The organism is Candidatus Methylomirabilota bacterium (assembly GCA_035260325.1).
Classification (GTDB): domain Bacteria; phylum Methylomirabilota; class Methylomirabilia; order Rokubacteriales; family CSP1-6; genus AR19.
The window spans coordinates 1-21,048 of sequence record DATFVL010000163.1 but is presented as its reverse complement, the minus strand read 5'-3'; the positions used below and the strand labels follow the sequence as shown (position 1 = coordinate 21,048).

Here is a 21,048-nt window from a genome sequence, read left to right as displayed (position 1 = left end):
CGCACGCTCGTCCTCGACACGAAGCGCTTCCCCCGCGACAAGCCGTGCGGCGGCGGGATCCGCCACGGGGTGTACCGTCGCTTCCCCGAGCTGGCGGGCTACCTCCGCGCCTCGGTCGCCATCCACGAGATCCGCCGGGTGCTGATGGAGGGCCCGTCTGGCGCCACGGTGCTGGCCGACGGCGACGAGCCCCTCTACCTCACGCTCCGCCGCACCGAGTTCGACGCCGCGCTGCTCCGGCGCGCGCGCGCAGCCGGCGCCGAGGTGGTCGAGGGCGCGCGCGTCACCGAGGTCGCGCGCGCCGCCAGCGGCGTGACCGTCCGCACGGTGGACGGGCGCGCCTTCGCGGCGAAGCTCGTCGTCGCCGCGGACGGTGTCAACAGCATCGTCGCCCGCGCGGCGGGGCTGAGCCAGGGCTTCTCCGACGAGACGCTCGCGATCGACACGATGGAGGAGACCGGCCTCGCCGAGCTCGCCATGGCGGATCCCGAGACGATGTACGTCGCCTACGGCTGGAAGGGTTACCCCGGCTACGGCTACGTCTTCCCCAAGCGCGACTGCGTGGACGCGGGCGTCGGCTTCCTGCTCTCCTTCTTCAAGCGCGAGCTCGGGGGCCCGCCCTACGCTCAGCACGCCCGCTTCCTCGACGAGGCACGCGCGCGCGGCGTGGTCAGCGGGCGGTCGAACCCGGCCAACTTCAAGGCCTACCGGCTGCCGCTCGGCGGGCCCCTCCCGCGCACGGTCGCCGACCGCGTCCTCGTCACGGGCGACGCGGGCGGCTTCGTCAACTGCTACACGGGCGAGGGGATCTACCACGCGATGGTGACCGGCGAGCACGCGGCCGTGACCGCCGCCGAGGCGCTCGCGGCCGGCGACTGCTCTGCGGCCGGGCTCGCCCGCTACGAAACGCGCTGGCGCGGCGAGGTCGGTCGCGAGCTCGCCGACTCGCTCCGGATCCAGAAAAAGCTGTTCGCCCGGCCCCGCCTGGCCGACAGGATCATCGCCGCGGCGGCGGCCGACCCGAAGCTCTGCCGCCTCTTCGCGCGCGTGGCGCTCGGCGAGGAGGACCTGAGGAAGCGGAAGCTCGAGATGGCGCTCCGGTTCCTGCTCGCCCGGTTCAGGCGAGCCCCATCTGCTCCGCGAGGAGCCGGCTGAGCGTGTTCTTCGGGTCGAGGAGCTCGGCGACGATCGAGAAGTGGTGGTGGCCTGCCATGTCGAGCACCTCGCACGGGAGCCCGCGGCTCCACCAGACCTCGGCGAGGTCCTGGCTCTGGCGGTGGTACTCGGGCCCTTCGAGCGCGCCGACCGCGAGGAGGAGCGGGCCCGAGCGCCGCGGCGGGTGGTGCACTGGGCTGTTGAGCCGCGCCGCTTCCGGCGTGAGCTTGAGCACGTCGTTCAGGTACGAGAGCCGGATCGGCTCGAGGTCGTAGAGCCCGCTGATCCCGCAACCCGCCTTGACGACGTCGGCGGGCAGCGCCGCGTCGAACGCCTGCCAGTCCGTGGACATGAGCATCGCGACGAGGTGGCCGCCCGCCGAGTGGCCCGAGACGAAGATGCGCTGCGGGTCGCCGCCGAACGAGGCGGCGTTCTTCCAGACCCAGGCGATCGACGCGCGGCACTGCCGGACGAGCTCGTCCACGTCCACGCTCGGGATGAGCGCGTAGTCGATCACCACGACCGCCGCGCCCGCCGGCACGAGGCCGCGCGCGACGAAGCTGAAGTCGGTCTTGTCGAGCAGGTGCCAGTAGCCGCCGTGGATGAAGACGTGGACCGGGGCCGCACCCGGGCCCGGCGCGGGGAAGACGTCGAGCGTCTCCCCCGCGCTCCGGCCGTACGCGAGGTCGAGCCGACACGAAAGCGCGGCCCGCGTCTTCTGGCTCTCGCCCGCGTACCGCGCGAGCCAGTCGGCCGCGTCCTTGACCTTCTCGCGGTTGTTGTACTCGGCGTCGAGCGCCGCCCGGTCGTAGTCGCGGAAGACCGGCCGCGCCACCGCGCCTACTTGTCCTTGATCGCCGCCTGGACCTTCTTCATCATCTCCGGCGGGATGGTGGTGATCCCGTGCGCGGTCTTGGCGTGCTCCGCGCCCTTCTGCATCACCTCGGCGACGTCCTTGCCCTCCGCGACGAACTTGCAGCCCGGCATCAGGTCTCCGCACTTCATCTGCTTCGCCATGATCGGCCTCCTGGTGTGAGGTTATCTGCCGAGGAACGTCTTCGCCTGCCGCAGCTCGGAGCGCTCCGTGTCGGCCTTCTCGCCGAGCGCGACGAGCTGCGCGTAGTACGTCCGCGCCCTGGTCCGATCGCCCGAGAGCTCCGCCGCGCGCGCGGCGCCGTAGAGCCCGCGGAAGCGGTTCGGCTCCACGCGCATGGACGCCTCGTACTCCCGCAGCGCCTGTGCGGGCTCGTTCGCTTCGAGGAGCATGTCGGCGAGGAGCTCACGCGCGGGGACGAGCGGCCCGGGCGTCACCGGATGCTTTTCCGACGCGTCCTCGCGCTCGGCGGCGGCGCGTAGGAGCGCGAGCGCCTCGTCCTTGCGGCCCTCGCCGCGCGCCACCCAGGCCGACACGATCTGGCGCTGGATGTCCACCTGCTCGGCCCAGTAGCCGACCTTCGCCGCGGCGAGGGCGTCGCGGAGCGCGCCGAGACGGTCGACGTCGCGGCGGGCGGCCGACGGATCACCGCTCCGCGCGGCGCCGAGGCCCCGCGCGAAGACGAGCTGCGCCTCCGACTGCGGGAAGCGGCCCCAGGGGAACTCCTTCCCGAAGAGCGTGAGCCCCGCGGCGTCCGCCCAGCGGCCGCGCTCGAGCGCGTAGCGCGACGGGATCGCCGCCAGGGCGAAGCCCGTCACGAAGTGCTCGACGTTCACCTTGGCGATCTCGTTCACCTGGTCTAGCACGCGCTTGGCGGCGGCGTCCTGTCCCATCTGCAGGTGGGCGTACGCCAGGTAGTCGAGCGCGTGGAGCTGGTTGAAGTGGTCGGGCGCCGCCGCGGCGGAGGCGCGGTTGGACTCGATCGAGTCCTGCCAGTACCCGCGCCGCGTGAAGATGTGAGACGGCATGTGGAGCGCGTGCGGCGCCGCGGGCGCGATCGACGCGTAACGCCGCGCGGCGTCGAGGCCCTTCTCCGCGATCGGCGGGTAGTCGTAGCTGTGGATGAGGTAGTGCGCCACGCCCGGATGGTTGGGCTGCTCGGCAAAGACCTTCTCGAGCATTCGCGCGGCCCGGAGCTGGTCGGCGTACGTCTTGTCCGTCGGCGTCGCCGTGGCGTTGAGGGCGAGGGCGTAGAAGATCGTCGCCTCGCGGTCCTCCGGATAGCGCGCGGCGAGCTGTTCCATCGCCTGGCGATAGGCGAGCGCCCGCGGCCGGTGCTCCACCTTGTCGGCGTCCTTGTAGAACGCATCCATCGCCGCGATGTAATCGCGCTCGCGCTGGGTCTTGGCGCCCGCGGCCTTCGCCCGCTCGACGGCCGCCCAGCCATCGGCGAGCGCCTTCGGCGACGGCGGCCACGCGAACGGATTGCCGAGCAGGTTCATCGCGACGCCCCAGTGGGCCATGGCGCAGCCGGGATCCTGCTGCGCGACGGCGACGAAAGCGTTCGTGGACGCCTGGAACCAGAACGAGTGGAGCATGGCGACCGCGCGTTCGAAGTCCGGCTGGACCGCCGCGCCGCACGAGGTCGGGAAGCGCACCGTGCCGACCTTGTCGTCGGCGTTGGTCCCCGTGGCGCCGAGGGCCGCCGCGAGCGTCAGCGTGAGGGCGAGCGTGCGGGGCGTCATGGTCGGGACCTCCAGGTAATTGGGTGACGCTCGGGCTTGTGGACGGACCCGGACGAGATTCTAGCCTAAAATACTCGCGTGAAGATCGTCAGCATCGGCGGCGGCCCGGCGGGGCTCTACTTCGCCCTGCTCATGAAGAAGGCCGACCCCGCCCACGACGTCACGGTCGTCGAGCGCAACCGCGCCGACGACACCTTCGGGTTCGGCGTCGTCTTCTCCGACGCCACGCTCGAGGGGTTCGCCGAGGCCGACCGCGAGACGCACGACGCGATCGCCGGGAGCCTCGCCCACTGGGACGACATCCAGATCCACTCCCGCGGCGAGGTGCTGACCTCCACGGGCCACGGCTTCTCGGGCATGTCGCGCCAGGTCCTCCTCGACATCCTCCAGCGGCGCTGCGCGGCGCTCGGCGTGATGCTCGAGTTCCAGAAGGAAGTCGGCGACCTCGCCGCGTACGGCGACGCGGACCTCCTCCTCGGCGCCGACGGCGTGAACAGCGGCATCCGGAGCCGCTACGCCGAGCACTTCCAGCCGCAGATCGACTGGCGGCCGAACCGGTTCGTGTGGCTCGGCACGACCCTCCCGTTCCCGGCCTTCACGTTCATCTTCAAGGAGAGCGAGCACGGGCTCTGGCGCGTCCACGCCTACCGCTACGATCGGTCCATGTCCACCTTCATCCTCGAGACCACGGAGGCGGCGTGGCGGCGCGCGGGGCTGGACCGGGTGGACGAGGACGGGACGCTCGCCTTCGCCGAGCGGCTCTTCGCCGACGAGCTCCGCGGCCACCGGCTCCTCGCGAACCGCTCGCTCTGGCGCGGCTTCCCGACGGTGCGGAACGGCGCGTGGCACCACGGGAACGTCGTCCTGGTGGGCGACGCGGCGCACACCGCGCACTTCTCGATCGGCTCGGGGACCAAGCTCGCGATGGAGGACGCGGTCGCGCTCGCGCGGGCGCTCCAGCGCCACGGTGAGCCGACGAAGGCGCTGGTCGCGTACGAGGAGGAGCGGCGGCCCGAGGTCGAGGCGCTCCAGCGCGCCGCGCAGGTGAGCCTCGAGTGGTTCGAGGCGGCCGAGCGCTATCACGGGCGGCTCGAGCCGCTCCAGTTCGCGATGAGCCTCCTGACGCGGAGCCTCCGCGTCACCCACGAGAGCCTGAAGGTCCGCGACCCGGGCTTCGTCGCGAAGGTGGACCGCTGGGTCGCGGCCGAGGCCGAGCGCCAGAGCCGCGTCGCCGTGCCCGCCTCGCCCGCGCCGCCGCCGATGTTCACGCCCTTCCGGCTGCGCGGGCTCGTGCTGCCGAACCGCGTCGTCGTCTCGCCCATGTGCCAGTACTCGGCCGAGGACGGCACGCCGAACGACTGGCATCTCGTCCACCTCGGGAGCCGCGCGATCGGCGGCGCCGGGCTCGTGATGACCGAGATGACCGACGTGAGCCGCGAGGCGCGCATCAGCCCGGGCTGCACGGGGATGTACAAGGCCGAGCACCCGGCCGCGTGGCGGCGCATCGTGGACTTCGTCCACGCGAACTCGCCGGCGAAGATCGGCATCCAGCTCGCCCACGCCGGCCGCAAGGGCTCGACCCGGCTGCTCTGGGAGGGGATCGACGAGCCGCTCGACTCGGGCAACTGGTCGATCGTCTCGGCGTCGGCGCTTCCGTACTTCCCGCACAGCCAGGTGCCGAAGGCGATGGACCGCGCCGACTTGGACCGGGTCCGCGAGAACTTCGTCCGCGCGACGAGGATGGCCGACGAGGCGGGCTTCGATCTCCTCGAGCTCCACTTCGCCCACGGGTACCTGCTCGCGAGCTTTCTCTCGCCACTCACCAACCGGCGCCGCGACGAGTACGGCGGCGAGCTCGCGAACCGCGCGCGCTTTCCGCTGGAGATCTTCGACGCCGTGCGCGCGGTCTGGCCCGAGGCAAAGCCCGTGTCGGTCAGGCTCTCGGCGACCGACTGGGCCGAGGGCGGCACGACGCCCGAGGACGCGGTCGAGGTCGCGAGACTCCTCGGCGCCCACGGCTGCGACATCGTGGACGTCTCCGCCGGCCACACGGTGCCCGAGCAGAAGCCCGCGTACGGCCGCCTGTACCAGACGCCGTTCGCCGATCGCATCCGCCACGAGGCGGGCATCCCGACGATGACCGTCGGCGCGATCGCGTCCTACGCCGACGTGAACTCGATCATCGCCGCGGGACGCGCCGATCTCTGCGTGCTCGCGCGCGCACACCTCCACGATCCGTACTGGACCCGCCGCGCGGCATACGAGCAGGGCTACGACCTGCCGTGGCCGAACCAGTACGTGCTGGCGAAGGGCTTTACCCCGCGCTGAGCCGCGGTGATAGACTCCCGGCCATGATCGACTGGAAGGCGCTCGGCGACGAGACGGTGGACCTGCTGCGCCGCTATCTCATGATCGACACGACCAACCCCCCCGGCAATGAGATCGCGGGCACGAGGTTCCTCACCGCGGTGCTCGAGCGCGACGGGATCGCGAGCGAGACGGTCGAGTCCGTTCCCGGCCGCGCCAACCTCATGGCGCGCCTCGCGGGCGACGGCTCGCTCCCGGGCATCGTGCTCCACCACCACGTGGACGTCGTGTACGCCGATCGCCGCTACTGGACGGTGGACCCGTTCGGCGGCGTGATCCGTGACGGCTACCTCTACGGCCGGGGCGCGATCGACATGAAGTCCACGGGGATCATGCACCTCGCCGCGGTGCTGGCCATCAAGCGGGCGCGCGTCCCGCTCAGGCGCGACCTCGTCTTCCTTGCGACGGCCGACGAGGAGGCGGGCAGCCAGCACGGCGCGCGGTTCGTCGCCGACAAGCACCGCGCGTGGCTGGCGGGGGCGGAGTACGCGATCTCGGAGCTCGGCGGGATCGAGGCCCACGCGGGGTTCAAGGCGCCGCTCGGCCACATCGTCATCTCCGAGAAGACCGGGCTGCCGCTCCAGCTCACGGCGCGGAGCGCCCCGGGCCACGGCTCGATGCCCTGGCCAGACACGGCGCCCCACCGCCTCGTCCGCGCGCTCGCGAAGCTGCTCGCCGCCGAGCGGCCGCTGCGCGTGCTCCCCGAGGTGAAGGAATACTTCGCGCGGCTCGCGAGCGTCCTGCCCGAGGACCTGGGCCGTGGCTACGACGACGTCGAGCGCTCGCTCCAGGATCCGGCCTTCCGCGCGCGCCTCCTCGCGAACCGCCACCACGCGGCGATGGTGCGCACGACGTTCGCCGTGACGATGCTCCACGGCAGCGAGAAGCGGAACGTGATCCCGCCCGAGGCGTCGGCCGGCGTGGACTGCCGGATGCTCGCGGGCGATGATCCCGACGAGGTGGTGGCCTGGGTGCGGCGCGTGATCGGCGACGACCAGGTCGAGGTCACGGTCACGGGCGAGCCGAAGGCGCCGAACCTCTCGCCGCCCGACACCGAGCTCTACAAGGCGCTCGCCGACGCGCTCGAGCGGCGCGCGCCCGGCGTCGTCGTGGCGCCCGAGGTCCTCGTCGGCTTTACCGACAACTGGGTCTTCCGGCGCTGCGGCCTGCACGGCTACGGCTGGAGCCCCTTCGTGCTGGACGAGGGCGAGTGGCAGCGCGTCCACGGCAACGACGAGCGGCTCTCGCTCGAGAACATCCGCGAGGGCGCGCGCTGCTACACCGAGATGCTCCTGGGCGTGGCGGGAGCGTAGCGATTCCGGCCGGGGCGCTCCGCATCGCGCGCGCCGGCCGGCGCGACGCGCCCACGATCCTCCGGCTCATCCGCGGCCTCGCCGCGTACGAGCGCCTCCTCCCCCAGGTGGAGGCCACCGCCGCGCGGATCCGCCGGCACGGCTTCGGCCGCCGCCGCTACTTCGAGACGCTCATCTGCCGGCGCGGGCGCGCGCCGATCGGCTTCGCCCTCTACTTCTTCACGTACTCGACGTTCCTCGCCCGCCCGACGCTCTACCTCGAGGACCTCTTCGTCTTTCCCGAGGAGCGCGGGAACGGGGCGGGTCGGGCGCTGCTGCGCGAGCTCGCGAGGATCGCGGCGCGCAGAGGCTGCGGCAGGATGGAGTGGGCCGTGCTCGACTGGAACACGCCCTCGATCCGCTTCTACCGGAAGCTCGGCGCGAAACTCCGGAAGGAGTGGATCCTCACGCGTCTCACCGGCGCGCCGCTCAGAGCGCTAGCAGCTCGTGGCGGAGCGAGGCGTCGTCGCGGAGGCGCGCGGCGGGCCCGCTGAAGCGGATCGTGCCCTTCTCGAGGACGTAGACGCGGTCGGCCAGCGCCAGCGAGAAGTCGACGTTCTGCTCGGCGAGCAGGATGGTGAGGCCCTCGTCCTTGAGCCGCGCGACCTGCTCCCGCAGGTGGTCGACGACCAGCGGCGCCAGGCCCTCCGACGGCTCGTCGAGCAGGAGCAGCTCCGGATTGCCCATCAGGGTGCGCGCGATCGTGAGCATCTGCTGCTCGCCGCCGGAGAGATGGCCGCCGCTGCGGCGCGCCAGTGCCCCGAGTTGCGGGAAGAGCTCGAGCACGCGCTCGATCGACCACTGTAGCGGGCGCCCCGGGGCCGGCTCGGACCGTGGGTGGCCTGCCTCAGGTGCGGGGGGCCGCGGGGCCGGAGAGACTCGGGACGTGCCCTGATCGAGATGCGTGGCGGCTGCGTCGCTCATGACGCGATCCGGTTCGCCGGGGGGCCGCGCTCGCGGGGCGCGGCTGGCCACGTCGAGGTTCTCCCAGACGGTCAGGTCGGCGAAGATCCGGCGATCCTCGGGCACGAAGCCGATACCCGCGCGTGCCACCCGATACGGCGGCCAGCCCGTGATATCGGCGCCGTGCCACGCGATGCGGCCCGCGCTCGGCGGGGTCAGTCCCATGATGGACCGCATCGTGGTGGTCTTGCCGACGCCGTTGCGTCCGAGGAGGCAGACGCACTCGCCCGCACCGACCTCGATGGAGACGCCGAAGAGGACACGCGAGAGCCCGTAGGCGGTGTGGAGGTCACGCACCTCGAGGACGACGGGCGCAGCGCTCACCGGCGCTCTCCCAGGTAGACGCGCCGCACCTCGGGGTCGCCGCGCACCTCGGCCGGGGTGCCGCCGGCAATCACGCGGCCCTGGTGGAGCACCGTGATCGTCTGGGCGATCGAGAAGACGACCTCCATATCGTGCTCCGTGAAGAGGAGCGTGAGGCCGCGCTCGCGGGCGATGCGGCTGATGAGCCGGATCGTGTCGCGCGTCTCCACCGCGGACATGCCGGCGGTCGGCTCGTCGAGCAGCAGCAGGCGCGGCTCGCTCGCGAGCGCGATGCCGAGCTCGAGCTGCTTCTGCGCGCCGTGCGAGAGGAACCCGCTCATCTCGCCGGACCGGTCGAGCAGGCCGAGCGAGGCGAGGAGTGCCAGGGTCTCGTCGCGATAGAGCCGGTCGACCGGCGTGAAGAGGTCGAGGCCGCGGCGCCGGTGCGAGATGAACGCCGCCTGGACGTTCTGGAACACCGTGAGCCTCGGGAAGATGTTCGTCCGCTGGAACGAACGGCCCACGCCGAGGCGGCAGACGTCGTGGGGCGCCAGGCCCGTGATGTCGCGGCCGTCGAAGCGCACGGCGCCCGCGTCCGGGCGGACGTGCCCCGTGATGAGGTTGAAGAGGGTCGTCTTGCCCGCGCCGTTCGGCCCGATGATCGCCGTGACCTGGCCGGCCGCGACCGACAGGCTGACGCCGCCGACGGCCTCGAAGCCGCCGAACGACTTGCGGAGGTCGCGAACCTCAAGCACCGCGAATCCGCCGCCGTGCCCGCTGCCAGAGCGCGATCGCCGCGCCGGCGAGGCCGCCGGGGAAGCCGAACAGCAGGACGACCAGCACCGTGCCCAGCACGAGCGGCCAGTACTGGGTGTAGGAGACGATCTGCTGGTTGAGGAGGATCAGGGCCAGCGCGCCGATGCCGGGGCCGAAGAAGGTGCCCATCCCCCCGAGGAGCGTCATGATCAGCACCTCGGAGGACTTGGTCCAGTAGGCGAAGTCGGGGAAGACGCCCCGGTTGAAGATGCCGAAGAGCCCGCCGGCGAGCCCCGCGAACACGCCGGCGAGCACGAAGGCCGCGAGCTCGTACCGGCGGACGTTGACCCCGATGAACTCGGCGCGCTCCGGGTTCTCGCGGATCGTGGTGAGGAGGCGTCCGAAGGGCGAGCCCACGATGCGCCGGAGCGCCCAGAGGCAGAGCGCGACCAGCGTGAGCGTCAGAAAGTAATAGTACTCGGCCGTCCGCCAGCCGCCGACGAGCGGCACGACCCCACCCAGGCGCTCCAGCCAGCCGAAGTCCGGATACGGGATCTCGGGCATGCCCTGCTCGCCGCCCGTCACCTCGTTCCACTTGAAGCAGATCGCCCACACGATCTGGGCGAACGCGAGCGTCAGCATCGCGAAGTAGATGCGCGTGAGCCGTACGCAGAAGAAGCCGAAGAGCAGGGCGAAGGCCCCGGCGAGCACCCCGGCCGCCGGGAAGGCGAGGAGGAAGGACACCCCGGCCTTCTTCATGAGGAGCCCGGTGGCGTATGCGCCGATCCCGAAGTACGCGGCGTGGCCGAAGGACACGAGCCCGGTGTAGCCCACGAGGAGGTTCAGGCTGGTGGCGAAGAGCGCCCAGATGACGACGTCGTTGGCGACGAACGTGTAGAAGCGCGAGCCCAGCGCCGGGACGCAGAAGGCCGCCACGAGCACGACGGCGGGAGCCCAGCGCGCCCCGCCGGTCATCGGAGCGGGCGTCCCAGGAGGCCCCAGGGGCGCACGATGAGGACCGCGGCCATGAGCGCGAACACCGCGAAGATCGAGAACCGCGGGAAGAAGAGGATGCCGAAGGACAGCACCTGCCCGTAGATCAGCGCGCCGAGAAACGTCCCCCAGAACGACCCGAGCCCGCCGATCACGACGACCACGAACGCCTCCACGATGATCTCGGTGTCCATGCCGGGGACGGTGGCGCGCATCGGCGCGATCAGCGCGCCGCCGAGCCCGCCGAGGAACGAGCCCAGCATGAACACGACCGTGTAGAGGCGGTCGACGTTGACGCCGAGCGCGCCCAGGGTCTCGCGGTCGAGGGCGGCCGCCCGGATGAACCGACCGGCGCGCGTGCGCTGCAGCACGAACCAGACGGCGAGCGCGATGGCCGGGCCCAGGAGGACGATGAGGAGGTTGTAGTGGGGGATGGTCGCGCCGAAGAGCCTGAAGGCCCCGGTGAGCTCCGGCGGGCGGCTGACCGACTTCTGCTGCGTGCCCCAGAAGATTTTCGCGACGTCGCTGAGGATCAGCACGAGCGCGTACGTGAACAGGAGCTGGTAGAGCTCCTCCTTGCCGTACAGGTGGCGGAAGAGCAGGCGCTCGATGAGCCCGCCGAGGACGGCGATGGCGAGCGCGGCGCCGAGGGCCGCGATCCAGAACCGCCCCGGTCCGGGGCCGAGCCACTGGACGATCTGATAGGCCGAGTACGCGCCCAGCATGTAGAAGGTCCCGTGGGCGAAGTTGAGCACCCGCAGCACGCCGAAGATGAGCGAGAGGCCCGACGCGATCAGGAAGAGGAACATGGCGGCCGTGAGGCCGGAGAGGCTCTGCGCGAAGACGAAGGACGGATCGGGCATGAGGCGCAGCGCGGCTTGGGCCCGCGGACCGGAGAGGCGCCCCCGGCGAGTGTCGTTCCGAGCCCAGGGGGTGCCTCTCCGGCCCGCCGGCCGGGCGCGCTAGTCCATGAACGGCGACGGGTCCACGTACACGGCGGGCTTCATGATCGCGAACGGGTACTTCGGGTCCCGGACCGTCTTGCCGTAGAGCTGGCCGCGGTTGGCCTGATGGTCCTTCTCGCGGATCGTCAGCTTGCCGACGGGCGTCTCGACGGCGAGCCCGAGCAGCGCGTGGGCGACCTTGTCGGAGTCGGTGCTGCCGGCCTTCTTGATCGCCTCGACCAGGAACTGCATGCCGATGTAGCCCTGGATGGCCCAGGAGGACGGGTACTCGTCCTTGAGGTACTTCGACAGGCGCGCCACGTAGTCCCGGTGGGCCGGGGTCTCGCCCCAGTAGAAGGCGTCGTAGGAGTTGCCCCAGATCCCCACCGGATAATCGATGCCCATCGACTTGGTCGTCTCCGGCGTCGCGGCCTCGCCGACGCCGATGAAGTTGTACTTGATCGCGTCGAAGAACCCCAGCGCCTTCGCCTGCTTCGAGTAGGTCACGAAGAAGCCGCCCCAGATCGACGAGAAGACCGCCTCGGGCTTCTTCGCCATCTGGGCGTTGATGAACGGGTTGTAGTCCTGCTCGCCGAGCTTCGGCCACTGCTGGTCGACGATCTGCACGCTCGGCTTGACCTTCTTCAGGTGCTCGACGAACGCCTTCGTGACGTCCTGGCCGTACGCGTAGTCGAAGCTCATCGTGGCGATCCGCGTCACCGGCCACTTGGCGACGATCTCGGCCGCGCTCCGCCCCTCCATCGTCGTCGTCGCGGCGACGCGGAAGACGTACGGGTGGAGCTTGTCGGCGGCGGTGAGCTGGTCGGTCTTCGGGATCGGCGCGATGAAGACGATCTTGTTCTCCTTCGCGACGACCGAGACCGCCGGGCCCTCGGCCGACGTGAGCGTGCCGACGAGAAAGTCGACGTTGTCCTTGAGGATCAGCTCCCGAGCGACGCGTACCGCCTCGTTCGCGTCGGCCTTGGAATCGCGTATGAGGAGCTCGATCTTGCGCCCGAGCACGCCGCCCTTCGCGTTGAGCTCGTCCACGAACATCTGGGCGCCCTTCGTGGCGGGGTCGCCGAACAGGGCGGCCGGGCCCGAGAGCGGCATCGGCATGCCGACCTTGATGGGCTTCTGGGCGTCGGCCGCGGACGGCACGAGCAGCCCCAGCGTGAGGAGCGCGACCAGAATCACACGGCGCCGCATGCGGACCTCCTTTGTCGCGAGTGGGTTGTCAAAAGACCGGGCGTCCCGGCACCTTCGTGCGGATCCGATAGAGCGACGTGGACGCGGTGATGAAGAGCGACCGGTAGTCCTCGTCGCCCCAGGCGAAGTTCGCCGTGTGCTCGGGCACCTCGATGATCTCGAGCAGGTTGGCGTCGGGGTCGAACACGTGGATCCCGCCGGGCCCGCAGCAGTACACGTTGCCGGCGGCGTCGAGCTTCATGCCGTCGGGCGCGCCGGGCTTGTCGCCCCTCGTCTCGGCCCAGAGGCGGCCGCTCTTGAGCGCGCCGCTCGCCGTGACGTCGAAGACGCGGATGTGCTTGCGCGCGGTGTCGTTGATGAGGAGGCGCGTCTCGTCGAGCGAGAAGCAGAGGCCGTTCGGGCGATCGAAGTCGTCGACCAGCAGCTCGGGCGACTTCGGATCCGGGCCGACCCGGTAGACGCCCTGGAATGTGAGCTCCTGCGGCCGTTCGACGCCGTAGAACTTGGCGCGCCCGTACGGCGGGTCGCTGAAGTAGATCCCGCCGTCGCGCTTGCAGACGATGTCGTTGGGGCTGTTGAGCTGCTTGCCACGCCAGTGGGTGGCGAGCGGGACGATGGTGCCGTCCGGACGCGTGAGCGTCACCTGGCTCGTGGCGTGCTCGCAGGCGAGCAGCCGGCCCTGCCGGTCGTACGTCAGGCCGTTGGACATGTTGCACGGCTTGCGGAACGTGACGACCCCGTCCTTGGCCGACCATCGCCGCATGTGGTCGCCGGGCATGTCGCTGAAGAGCAGGAACCTGCCCGTCGGGTGCCAGAGGGGTCCCTCGGTGAAGAGGAACCCGGTGCCGAGCTTTTCGAACTGGACGCTCACTTGTGTGTGCCTGGGGAAAAACGGCGCACACCGTACCACGGCGGGCACCGGAGGGACAAGGTGCCCCGCGTCAGCGCGGGGCGGGCGGGCTCCACGACGGCGGCGTCAGCCGGCGCTTGCCGTCGCTCGCGAGCGCGACCGTCGGGTCACCCGCGTCGAATTTCCGGTCCCAGAGCTTGCAGGTGACCTGCTTGTGGCGCTGGTCGAGGCCCTCGCAGTAGTTCGTGAACTCGCACCGGCGCACGAGCTCGCCGTGGCCCGTGCGGATCTTCCGGAACCAATCGGGATCGGCGAGCGACTGCCGCGCCGCCGCGACGAAGTCGGCCTCGCCGCGCTCGAGGATCCCCTCCGCCTGCTCGAAGGTCGAGATGCCGCCGCTCGTCACGACGGGCGTCGCGTGGCCGGCCTCGCGCACCGCGCGGCGGATCGCGGCGGCGAGCGGGACGTTGCGGCCGAACGGGCCGCGTGCGTCGGAGAGCACGGTGGGCATGCACTCGTGGCCCGACTCGCCGGTGTAGGGATAGACGGCCTCGCCGACCTTCGGCTGCTTGGCGTCCTCGAACCGGCCGCCCTTCGAGACCGAGAGATAGTCCGCGCCCGCCTCGGCGAAGCGCACCGAGAACCACACGGCGTCCTCGAGCCGGCTCCCGGCCTCGATCACCTCGTCGCCGAGGTAGCGGATGCCGACGACGTAGCGGTCGCCGACGCCGTCGCGCACGGCGGTGAGCACCTCGAGGGGCAGGCGCACGCGGTGCTCGAGCGAGCCGCCGTAGCCGTCCGCGCGGGTGTTCAGGCGCGAGAGGAACGAGGCCATCGTGTAGGCGTGGGCGTAGTGGAGCTCGACGCCGTCGAAGCCCGCGTTCTGCGCCCGCCGCGCGGCGTCGGCGAAGAGCGCGGGGAGGACCCGCGGCAGCTCGCGTATGTGGGGCAGGCGCGTGTCCCAGACGCGCTCGCGGTAGCCGTAGTCGAGCGCCTCGAGCTCGCGGTCGGTCAGGACCGTCTCGAGCGTGGCGCGGTCCGCGCCCGCCAGGCACTCGCGCACCCGCGCCTCGGGCGCCTCGCGCCAGCCCTTGTCCTCGAACCGGAGGGCGAGCTGGACCCGCAGCGCGTCGGTGACCTCGAGGTACCGGCCGAAGAACTTCTCGGGCGGGGGCCGCCGGCGCACCGTGAGGAAGTCGAGGAGCTGGATGAAGAGCCGCGTCCGGCCCCGACTCTTCCGCCGCACGACGTCCACGAGCTTCCGGAGCCCGGGGATGAACCGGTCGTCCCCGATCCGGAGCAGCGGGCCGCTGGCGATGTCGCGGATGCCCGTGGCCTCGACGACGAGCACGCCCGGCTGGCCTTCCGCGAAGCGCGCGTACCACGCGAGGACCTCCGGGGTGACGAAGCCGTCCTCCGTCGCGCGCCACGGCACCATCGCCGGCACCCACGTGCGCTCGTGCACGACGAGGCGCCGGCCGAGCTGGACCGGCGAGAACCAGCGCGCGCGTGCGGCCTGCTCGCGCGTCGGCCACCGCGCGGCGGGGAGCGCGTGACGGATCCGGGGCCGCTCGGGGGTGATGACGCTCACGACAGGCAGGCGATCCCGTCGATCTCGATCACGCAGCCGTCGGCCGCGTCGTAGAGGTCGCGCGCGCCGACGAGGGTCATCGCGGGGAAGTGCTTGCCGAAGTATTCACGGTAGACGTCGCCGATCGCCTTGCCGCGGCGCTTGAACTCGTCCGTGTCGAGCACGTAGATCGTGAGCTTGACGACGTCCGTCGGCTGCCCGCCCGCCGCGGTCACGACGGTCCTGAGGTTCTCGCAGACCTGGCGGAACTGTGCGACGAGGTCGCCCTTGCCGACGAGGCGGCCGTCCCCGTCCTTGGCGACCTGGCCGGCGAGGAACAGGAGCCGGCCGCCGCGCGTCTCGGCGCCGTGCGCGTAGCCGACCGGCTTCATGAGCGCCGGCGGGTTGTGGAACGTGATCTCGCGGGCCATCAGGCACCTCCTCGCGGTCAGGGCGGCCCGGTGCCGTCGAGCACCAGCGCCTCGCCGTTCGTCGCGTCGTCATGGAGGAGCTTCGCGGCCACGGCCGCGACCTCGGCGGGCTCGATCAGCCGTCCGCCGGGGTTGAGCTTCGCGAGGGCCTCGACGGCCTCGTCGAAGGACTTGCCGGTCTGCTTCTCGATGTTGCGCGCGGCGCTCCACACGAGCTCGGTCGCCGCGTAGCCGGGACAGATCGCGTTCACCGTCACGCCGCGGCCGGCGACCTCCGTCGCGAGCGCCCGCGTGAAGCCGACGAGCGCGTGCTTGGACGCGGTGTACGCGGTCACGTAGGGGGAGCCGTGGAGGCCGGCGAGCGAGGCGACGTTGATCACGCGGCCCCAGCGGCGCTCGAGCATGCCGGCGAGGACGGCCCGCGTCAGCAGGTAGGGGCCCCGCGCGTTGACGCGCATGTGCCGGTCCCACAGCTCGGGCTCGGTCCGCGCGAGGGGCGCCGACTCGGCGACGCCGGCGTTGTTCACGAGGACGTCCACGGGCCCGAGCGCCGCGACGGTGTCGCCGACGGCGCGGGCGATCGACGCGGGGTCCCCGACGTCGAGCGTGACCGGGTGCGCGCGCGCGCCGAGGAGGCGCGCGGCCGCGGCGGTCTCCTCGATCTGCGTCCGGTTCCGCGCGCCGACCGCGACGTCGCAGCCCTCGCGCGCCAGCGCCAGCGCGATCTCGCGGCCGAGGCCACGCCCGCCGCCGGTGACGAGGGCGATCCGCCGCGCGCGCGCCATCACGGGCTCTCGACGCAGAAGAAGAAGAAGAGCGGCCGCGTGGGCTCGGCCGCCTCACGCCTGGGATCCACGAGACAACGCGCGCGGGGCAAATCGCCGCTCTCCTGGCGCGGCGGCGGCGCCGCGGCGCAGCCGGCGGCGAGCACGACGAGCGAGAGCGCGAGCCAGCGCGCGCCGCGTTTCATGCGGTCATTCTATCGCGGGATCGGGTATATATAGCCTCGCGATTCATGCCGCGCGCCTTCGTCCGCTGCTCGCTCGCCGACGCCGTCGCCCGCCTCCGGCCGGGGATGAAGGTGCTGCTGCCGCCGGGGTGCGGCGAGCCCGTCGCGCTCGTCGCCGAGATCTGCCGCCAGGCCGACCGGCTGCGCGACCTCACGCTCCTCGGCGGCTTTCACCTCGGCGACTATCCGTGGGCGCGGCCCGAGTGCGCGGCCCTGCGCTACGCGACGTGGCACATGTCGCCCCGGCTCGAGGACGCGCGGCGCCGCGGCCGCGTCGAGTTCGTCCCGATCCGCTACTTCGATCTCACGCGCGAGTTCGTCGCGGGCGGCGCGTGGGCGCCCGACTGCGTGCTGGTGCACGCGGCGCCGCCCGACGCGCGCGGCTACCTGAGCCTCGGCGTCTCCGTCGGCGTCGCGCTCCCCGCCGCGCGCCGCGCCCCGCTCGTGATCGTGCAGGTGAACCCGTCCATGCCACGCACGCTCGGCAACGCGTTCCTGCACGGGAGCCAGATCGATGCCTGGGTGGACGTGGACGCGCCGCTCGTGCCGTACCCGCCGCCGCCCGTCGGCGACATCGAGCGCGCCATCGGCCGCCGCGTCGCGGCGCTCGTGCCCGACGGCGCCACGGTCCAGGTCGGCGTTGGCGCGATCCCGCAGGCCATCCTCGAAGCGCTCACCGGCCACAAGGACCTCGCGCTCCACTCGCTCCTCGTGGACGCCTCGGTGACTCTGGTCGAGCGGGGGGTCGTGACGAACGCGCTCAAGCGGGTCCACCGCGGGCGCATGGACATCGCCGAGGCGATGGGAACCCGTCGCCTCTTCGACTTCGTGCGCGACAACCCGATGGTCAACATGGAGTCCTCGGAATTCGTCCACGATCCGGACACCGTCGCGCGCCTCGATCGCTTCGTCGCGATCAACTCGGCGCTCGAGGTGGATCTGACGGGGCAGGTGACGGCGGAGAGCCTCGGGCCGCGGCAGGTGGCGGGGATCGGGGGCCAGTTCGATTTCGTCCTCGGCGCCTCGCGCGCCGAGGGCGGTCGGGCGGTCATCGCGCTGCCCTCGACGGGGCGCGACGGCGCCGTGTCCCGCATCGTGCCGAGGCTCGGCGCGGGCGCGGCGGTGACGAGCCCGCGCTTCCTGGCCGACTGCGTGGTGACGGAGTACGGCGCGGCGGAGCTCCGCGGCAAGGGAGAGCGCGGACGGGCCGAGGCGTTGCTCGGGGTGGCCCATCCCCGGTTTCAGGGCGAGCTGGAAAAGGCGCTCAGCGCTTCTTAGCGGCGTCGATCTTCTCGAAGATCTCCTCGTCGGTCGGGAACCGGTAGGTCGTCTGGTTGGTGTAGACGACCGCGTCGTCGATCGAGACCTCGAAGATGCCGCCCGCCCCTTCCGTGAGGTCGGCGACGAGGCCGTACTTCCTCTTGATCGCCTCCTGCAAACTGGAGGCTTGGGGGAGGTAGTTTCACTCCCCGCAGTACTTGATCTGGATGTTCATCCGCTCCTCCTCTCCCCGAAACGCTGCTTCATTCTATACGATGGGATTTCACGGCGGAAAGATTCTCGGGCCCGATTCGATTAGACTCGGGCCATGGCCGCGCCGCTCCTCATCGATACGGACGCCGGCATCGACGACGCGCTCGCGCTCCTCGTGGCGTGGAGCTCGCCGGAGGTGGTGGTCGAGGCGGTCACGACGGTCGCGGGGAACGTGCCGGTCGAGCAGGCGACGACCAACGTGCTGCGGCTTCTCGGGCTGCGCAAGCCCGACCCGGCGCCGCTGATCGCGGTGGGCGCCGCGGAGCCGCTCGCCCGGCAGCTCGTGACGGCCACGCGCTACCACGGCGAGGACGGCCTGGGCGACCTCGGCGACTGGCCCGGCGTCGGGCGGGGCGAGCTGCCCGGCGCGGTGCCGATCATGCTCGACCGCGCGCGGCGGCACCAGCGGCTCCTCACGCTCCTGGCACTCGGGCCCCTGACGAACCTGGCGCTCGCGCTGAAGGCCGACCTCGCGGCGATGCGGTTCGTCGGCCGCGTCGTGGCGATGGGCGGCGCCGTGGACGTCCCAGGCAACGTCACGCCGGGCGCCGAGTTCAACATGCACGTGGATCCCGAGGCGGCGCACCGCGTGCTGGCCGGCGGCCTCTCGCTCGACCTCGTGCCGCTCGACGCGACCCGCCAGGCGGTGCTGCCGCGCGCGGGGCTGAAGAAGGCCCTCTCGCGCGCCCCCGGCGCGCTCGCCTCGCGCATCACCGCGTTCAGCGACCGCGCGTTCCGGATCGACCACGCGGGCGGCGCGCAGGGGATAGCCCTCCACGATCCGCTGGCCCTCGCGCTCGCGATCGATCCGACGCTCGCCCAGTGGGAGGCCGTGCATCTCGAGATCGGGCCCGAGGGCGAGACGCGGCGCGCGGCCGGCGAGCCCAACTGCCGCGTCGCGAAGGGGATCGACACGACACGCTTCCTCCGCCTGTTCCTCGATCGTCTATGCCCGGCGCCGTCCCGCCGCCGCGCGTCCTCGTAGTCGGCTCCGCGAACGTGGACTTCACGGTCGCCGCCGCGCGGCTGCCGCGCCCCGGCGAGACCGTCACGGGCGGGACGCTCCTCGTCAACCACGGCGGCAAGGGCGCGAACCAGGCGGTCGCCGCCCGGCGCCTCGGCGCCGAGGTGCGGTTCATCGGCTGCGTCGGCGACGACGCCTCGGGGCGCGAGCTCAGGGCGGCGCTCGAGCAGGAGGGCATCGGCGTCGCGGGCGTGACGGCGACGGACGAGGCCGCCACCGGGACGGCGCTGATCGTCGTGGACGCCGAGGGGCGGAACCAGATCGTCGTGGCGCCCGGCGCGAACTGGCGGCTCCACGCCGAAGCGGCTAAGCGCCGCGCCGAGGACCTCGGCTGGGCCGACGTCGTGATGTGCCAGCTCGAGACGCCGCTCGAGACGGTCGCGTGGGTGCTCGGCGAGGCGCGGCGGCGGGGCAAGACGACGCTCCTGAACCCCGCGCCGTTCCGCGACGAGGCGGCGGGCCTGGTGCCGCTCGCCGACTACCTGACGCCCAACGAGACGGAGGCGGGGCGGCTCACGGGCCTCCCGGTGCGCGACGCGGCGGGCGCGACCGCGGCCGGGCACGCGCTTCTCGAGCGCGGCGCGCGGGTGGTGGTCGTGACCCTCGGCGCCGCCGGCGCGGTCGCGTGCGCGCGCGGGCAGGAGGTGCGCGTGCCCGCGTTCGCCGTCCCCGTCGTGGACACGACGGCGGCGGGCGACGCCTTCAACGCCGGGCTCGCGGTCTCGCTCGCCGAGCGGCGCCCGCTGCCGGAGGCCCTGCGCTTCGCCGCCGCGACGGCGGCCCTCGCGTGCACCCGGCGCGGCGCCCAGCCCTCGCTGCCCCGCCGGGCCGAGGTCGAACGCCTCCTCTAGGCGATCAGCGCTCGCCGAGCCGCGCTTTGAGCGCGGCGACCCGCGCGAGCGCCGACTCCACGCGCTCGGGGTCGAGCCGGCCGCGCGCGAGGCCGCGGCGGAGCGCCGCGAGCGCGGCCTGCCCGGCGGACCCGCCGCCGGGCAGCCGGTCGTCGGCGAGGAGGAGGAGGTCCGCGCCCGCGGCGAGGGCCGTGACCGCCGCGCGCGCGAGCCCGTAGCGCTCCTCGATCGCGCCCATGCGGAGGTCGTCGGTCACGACCGGCCCGTCCCAGCCGAGCCCGCCGCGGAGGAGGCCGGTGAGCGTCGCCCGCGAGAGCGTCGCCGGATAGCGCTCGTCGAGCGCGCGGTTGAAGACGTGGGCGGTCATGACGGTGTCCGCCATCCCCTCGGCGATCAGGGTACGGTAGGGATAGAGCTCCACGTCGGCGTCGGCGGTCCCCGTGACGTCCACGAACCCCTTGTGCGAGTCGTCGTAGCTCGAGCCGTGGCCGGGGAAGTGCTTGAGCGCCGTGAGCACGCCCTCCTCGCGCATGCCGCGGACGAACGCGCGCGCGTGCGCGGTGACGAGGACGGGGTTCGCGCCGAAGCTCCGGGCGGCGCCGACGATCACGGGGTTCGCCGGGTTGTAGCCGACGTCGACCACGGGCGCCAGGTCCCAGTTGATGCCGGCCGCGCGCAGCATGCGCGCGATGCGGCGCGCCTCGAGCTCGGTGAGCGTGAGGTCGTTGGTCTCGCCGAGCTCCTGGGCGGAGAGGGTTGCGGTGAAGCCCGCGCCGGGGTCGAGCCGCATGACGCGCCCGCCCTCGGCGTCCACCGCGACGAGGAGCGGCCGGCCCGTGCAGGCCAGCGCCCGCGCCTGCAGCGCCGCGGTCAGCCGCCGGAGCTGCTCGGCGTCCGCGATGTTGCGCGCGAAGAGCACGACCCCGCCCACGCGCGCCTGGCAGACGAGCGCCTCCAGCGGCGCGTTGCCCTCGAGCTCGGTGCCCTCGAAACCCACGAGGAGGAGCTGGCCCAGCTCCGGCTCGAGCGCGACGAGGCGTGCGGGGTCGAGGACGGGAGCGGTCCGGCAGCCGGCGAGGAGCGCGACGGCGAAGAGGCTAGCGGCGGCGAGCCGCGGCA

Annotated in this window: 21 protein-coding genes and 1 pseudogene; 7 read left to right on the top strand and 15 right to left on the bottom strand. The window is 72.3% G+C overall.

Features of this window, described 5'->3' with window-relative positions:
• On the top strand, nucleotides 1-1,155 hold a 1,155-nt coding region (locus VKG64_10900), incomplete at its 5' end, for an NAD(P)/FAD-dependent oxidoreductase (protein ID HKB25551.1).
• Here VKG64_10900 and VKG64_10895 read toward each other — a convergent pair.
• Genes VKG64_10895 through VKG64_10885 form a run of 3 tightly spaced genes read right to left on the bottom strand, consistent with a single transcriptional unit; the run spans nucleotide 1,118 to nucleotide 3,774 of the window.
• On the bottom strand, nucleotides 1,118-1,990 hold the full coding sequence (locus tag VKG64_10895; protein HKB25550.1) for an alpha/beta hydrolase: 873 nt from the start codon (nucleotides 1,988-1,990) through the stop codon (nucleotides 1,118-1,120). The two genes, VKG64_10900 and VKG64_10895, sit on opposite strands and share 38 nt — an antisense overlap.
• A gap of 5 nt (nucleotides 1,991-1,995) precedes the next feature.
• Nucleotides 1,996-2,172 carry a DUF1059 domain-containing protein gene (locus VKG64_10890; protein HKB25549.1) on the bottom strand — a complete coding sequence of 59 codons (177 nt, stop codon included), beginning with the start codon at nucleotides 2,170-2,172 and terminating at the stop codon, nucleotides 1,996-1,998.
• A gap of 21 nt (nucleotides 2,173-2,193) precedes the next feature.
• On the bottom strand, nucleotides 2,194-3,774 hold the full coding sequence (locus VKG64_10885) for a hypothetical protein (protein ID HKB25548.1): 1,581 nt from the start codon (nucleotides 3,772-3,774) through the stop codon (nucleotides 2,194-2,196).
• 78 nt (nucleotides 3,775-3,852) lie between these two features.
• On the opposite strand from VKG64_10885, the gene VKG64_10880 reads away from it, so the two are divergent.
• The 3 genes from VKG64_10880 (at nucleotide 3,853) to VKG64_10870 (ending at nucleotide 7,987) form a co-directional block, all read left to right on the top strand.
• Nucleotides 3,853-6,102, top strand: a complete 2,250-nt coding sequence (locus VKG64_10880; protein HKB25547.1) for a bifunctional salicylyl-CoA 5-hydroxylase/oxidoreductase — start codon at nucleotides 3,853-3,855, stop codon at nucleotides 6,100-6,102.
• A gap of 23 nt (nucleotides 6,103-6,125) precedes the next feature.
• Nucleotides 6,126-7,454, top strand: coding sequence for a M20/M25/M40 family metallo-hydrolase (locus VKG64_10875; GenBank protein ID HKB25546.1), 1,329 nt, complete (start codon nucleotides 6,126-6,128; stop codon nucleotides 7,452-7,454).
• Nucleotides 7,455-7,561: 107 nt separating this feature from the next.
• Nucleotides 7,562-7,987 (top strand): GNAT family N-acetyltransferase, encoded by a 426-nt coding sequence (locus tag VKG64_10870; GenBank protein ID HKB25545.1) that lies wholly within the window; start codon nucleotides 7,562-7,564, stop codon nucleotides 7,985-7,987.
• On the opposite strand, the gene VKG64_10865 is transcribed toward VKG64_10870, so the two are convergent.
• From VKG64_10865 to VKG64_10820, 10 genes are all read right to left on the bottom strand, one after another.
• Nucleotides 7,923-8,780 carry an ABC transporter ATP-binding protein gene (locus VKG64_10865; GenBank protein ID HKB25544.1) on the bottom strand — a complete coding sequence of 286 codons (858 nt, stop codon included), beginning with the start codon at nucleotides 8,778-8,780 and terminating at the stop codon, nucleotides 7,923-7,925. The two genes, VKG64_10870 and VKG64_10865, sit on opposite strands and share 65 nt — an antisense overlap.
• Nucleotides 8,777-9,514 (bottom strand): ABC transporter ATP-binding protein, encoded by a 738-nt coding sequence (locus tag VKG64_10860; GenBank protein ID HKB25543.1) that lies wholly within the window; start codon nucleotides 9,512-9,514, stop codon nucleotides 8,777-8,779. The genes VKG64_10865 and VKG64_10860 overlap by 4 nt, the downstream gene beginning before the upstream one ends.
• On the bottom strand, nucleotides 9,507-10,490 hold the full coding sequence (locus tag VKG64_10855; GenBank protein ID HKB25542.1) for a branched-chain amino acid ABC transporter permease: 984 nt from the start codon (nucleotides 10,488-10,490) through the stop codon (nucleotides 9,507-9,509). Before VKG64_10855 ends, VKG64_10860 begins: the two co-directional genes overlap by 8 nt.
• On the bottom strand, nucleotides 10,487-11,371 hold the full coding sequence (locus tag VKG64_10850) for a branched-chain amino acid ABC transporter permease (GenBank protein HKB25541.1): 885 nt from the start codon (nucleotides 11,369-11,371) through the stop codon (nucleotides 10,487-10,489). Before VKG64_10850 ends, VKG64_10855 begins: the two co-directional genes overlap by 4 nt.
• Nucleotides 11,372-11,470: 99 nt before the next feature.
• Nucleotides 11,471-12,661: an ABC transporter substrate-binding protein gene (locus VKG64_10845; GenBank protein HKB25540.1), complete on the bottom strand. Its 1,191-nt coding sequence runs from the start codon at nucleotides 12,659-12,661 to the stop codon at nucleotides 11,471-11,473.
• Nucleotides 12,662-12,689: 28 nt separating this feature from the next.
• Complete coding sequence (locus VKG64_10840; GenBank protein HKB25539.1) at nucleotides 12,690-13,532, bottom strand: SMP-30/gluconolactonase/LRE family protein; 843 nt, start codon at nucleotides 13,530-13,532, stop codon at nucleotides 12,690-12,692.
• Between the two features lie 70 nt (nucleotides 13,533-13,602).
• On the bottom strand, nucleotides 13,603-15,102 hold the full coding sequence (locus tag VKG64_10835; GenBank protein HKB25538.1) for an NADH:flavin oxidoreductase: 1,500 nt from the start codon (nucleotides 15,100-15,102) through the stop codon (nucleotides 13,603-13,605).
• Nucleotides 15,099-15,512 carry a RidA family protein gene (locus VKG64_10830; GenBank protein ID HKB25537.1) on the bottom strand — a complete coding sequence of 138 codons (414 nt, stop codon included), beginning with the start codon at nucleotides 15,510-15,512 and terminating at the stop codon, nucleotides 15,099-15,101. Before VKG64_10830 ends, VKG64_10835 begins: the two co-directional genes overlap by 4 nt.
• Before the next feature lie 17 nt (nucleotides 15,513-15,529).
• Nucleotides 15,530-16,297: an SDR family NAD(P)-dependent oxidoreductase gene (locus tag VKG64_10825; protein ID HKB25536.1), complete on the bottom strand. Its 768-nt coding sequence runs from the start codon at nucleotides 16,295-16,297 to the stop codon at nucleotides 15,530-15,532.
• Nucleotides 16,297-16,482, bottom strand: coding sequence for a hypothetical protein (locus VKG64_10820; protein HKB25535.1), 186 nt, complete (start codon nucleotides 16,480-16,482; stop codon nucleotides 16,297-16,299). The genes VKG64_10825 and VKG64_10820 overlap by 1 nt, the downstream gene beginning before the upstream one ends.
• Before the next feature lie 45 nt (nucleotides 16,483-16,527).
• Between VKG64_10820 and VKG64_10815 the strand changes: the two genes are divergently transcribed.
• Nucleotides 16,528-17,799 (top strand): acetyl-CoA hydrolase/transferase C-terminal domain-containing protein, encoded by a 1,272-nt coding sequence (locus tag VKG64_10815; GenBank protein HKB25534.1) that lies wholly within the window; start codon nucleotides 16,528-16,530, stop codon nucleotides 17,797-17,799.
• Here the strand turns inward: VKG64_10815 and VKG64_10810 are convergent.
• A pseudogene (locus VKG64_10810) lies at nucleotides 17,786-17,971 on the bottom strand (Rdx family protein). The gene VKG64_10815 and the pseudogene VKG64_10810 overlap by 14 nt on opposite strands.
• A 138-nt stretch (nucleotides 17,972-18,109) precedes the next feature.
• Between VKG64_10810 and VKG64_10805 the strand changes: the two are divergent.
• Together VKG64_10805 and rbsK are read left to right on the top strand one after the other, a co-directional pair.
• Nucleotides 18,110-19,039: a nucleoside hydrolase gene (locus tag VKG64_10805; protein HKB25533.1), complete on the top strand. Its 930-nt coding sequence runs from the start codon at nucleotides 18,110-18,112 to the stop codon at nucleotides 19,037-19,039.
• Nucleotides 19,003-19,929 carry a ribokinase gene (gene rbsK, locus VKG64_10800; GenBank protein HKB25532.1) on the top strand — a complete coding sequence of 309 codons (927 nt, stop codon included), beginning with the start codon at nucleotides 19,003-19,005 and terminating at the stop codon, nucleotides 19,927-19,929. Before VKG64_10805 ends, rbsK begins: the two co-directional genes overlap by 37 nt.
• A gap of 4 nt (nucleotides 19,930-19,933) precedes the next feature.
• Here rbsK and VKG64_10795 read toward each other — a convergent pair.
• Nucleotides 19,934-21,048: glycoside hydrolase family 3 N-terminal domain-containing protein (locus VKG64_10795; protein ID HKB25531.1), on the bottom strand; the 1,115-nt coding region annotated here is incomplete at its 5' end.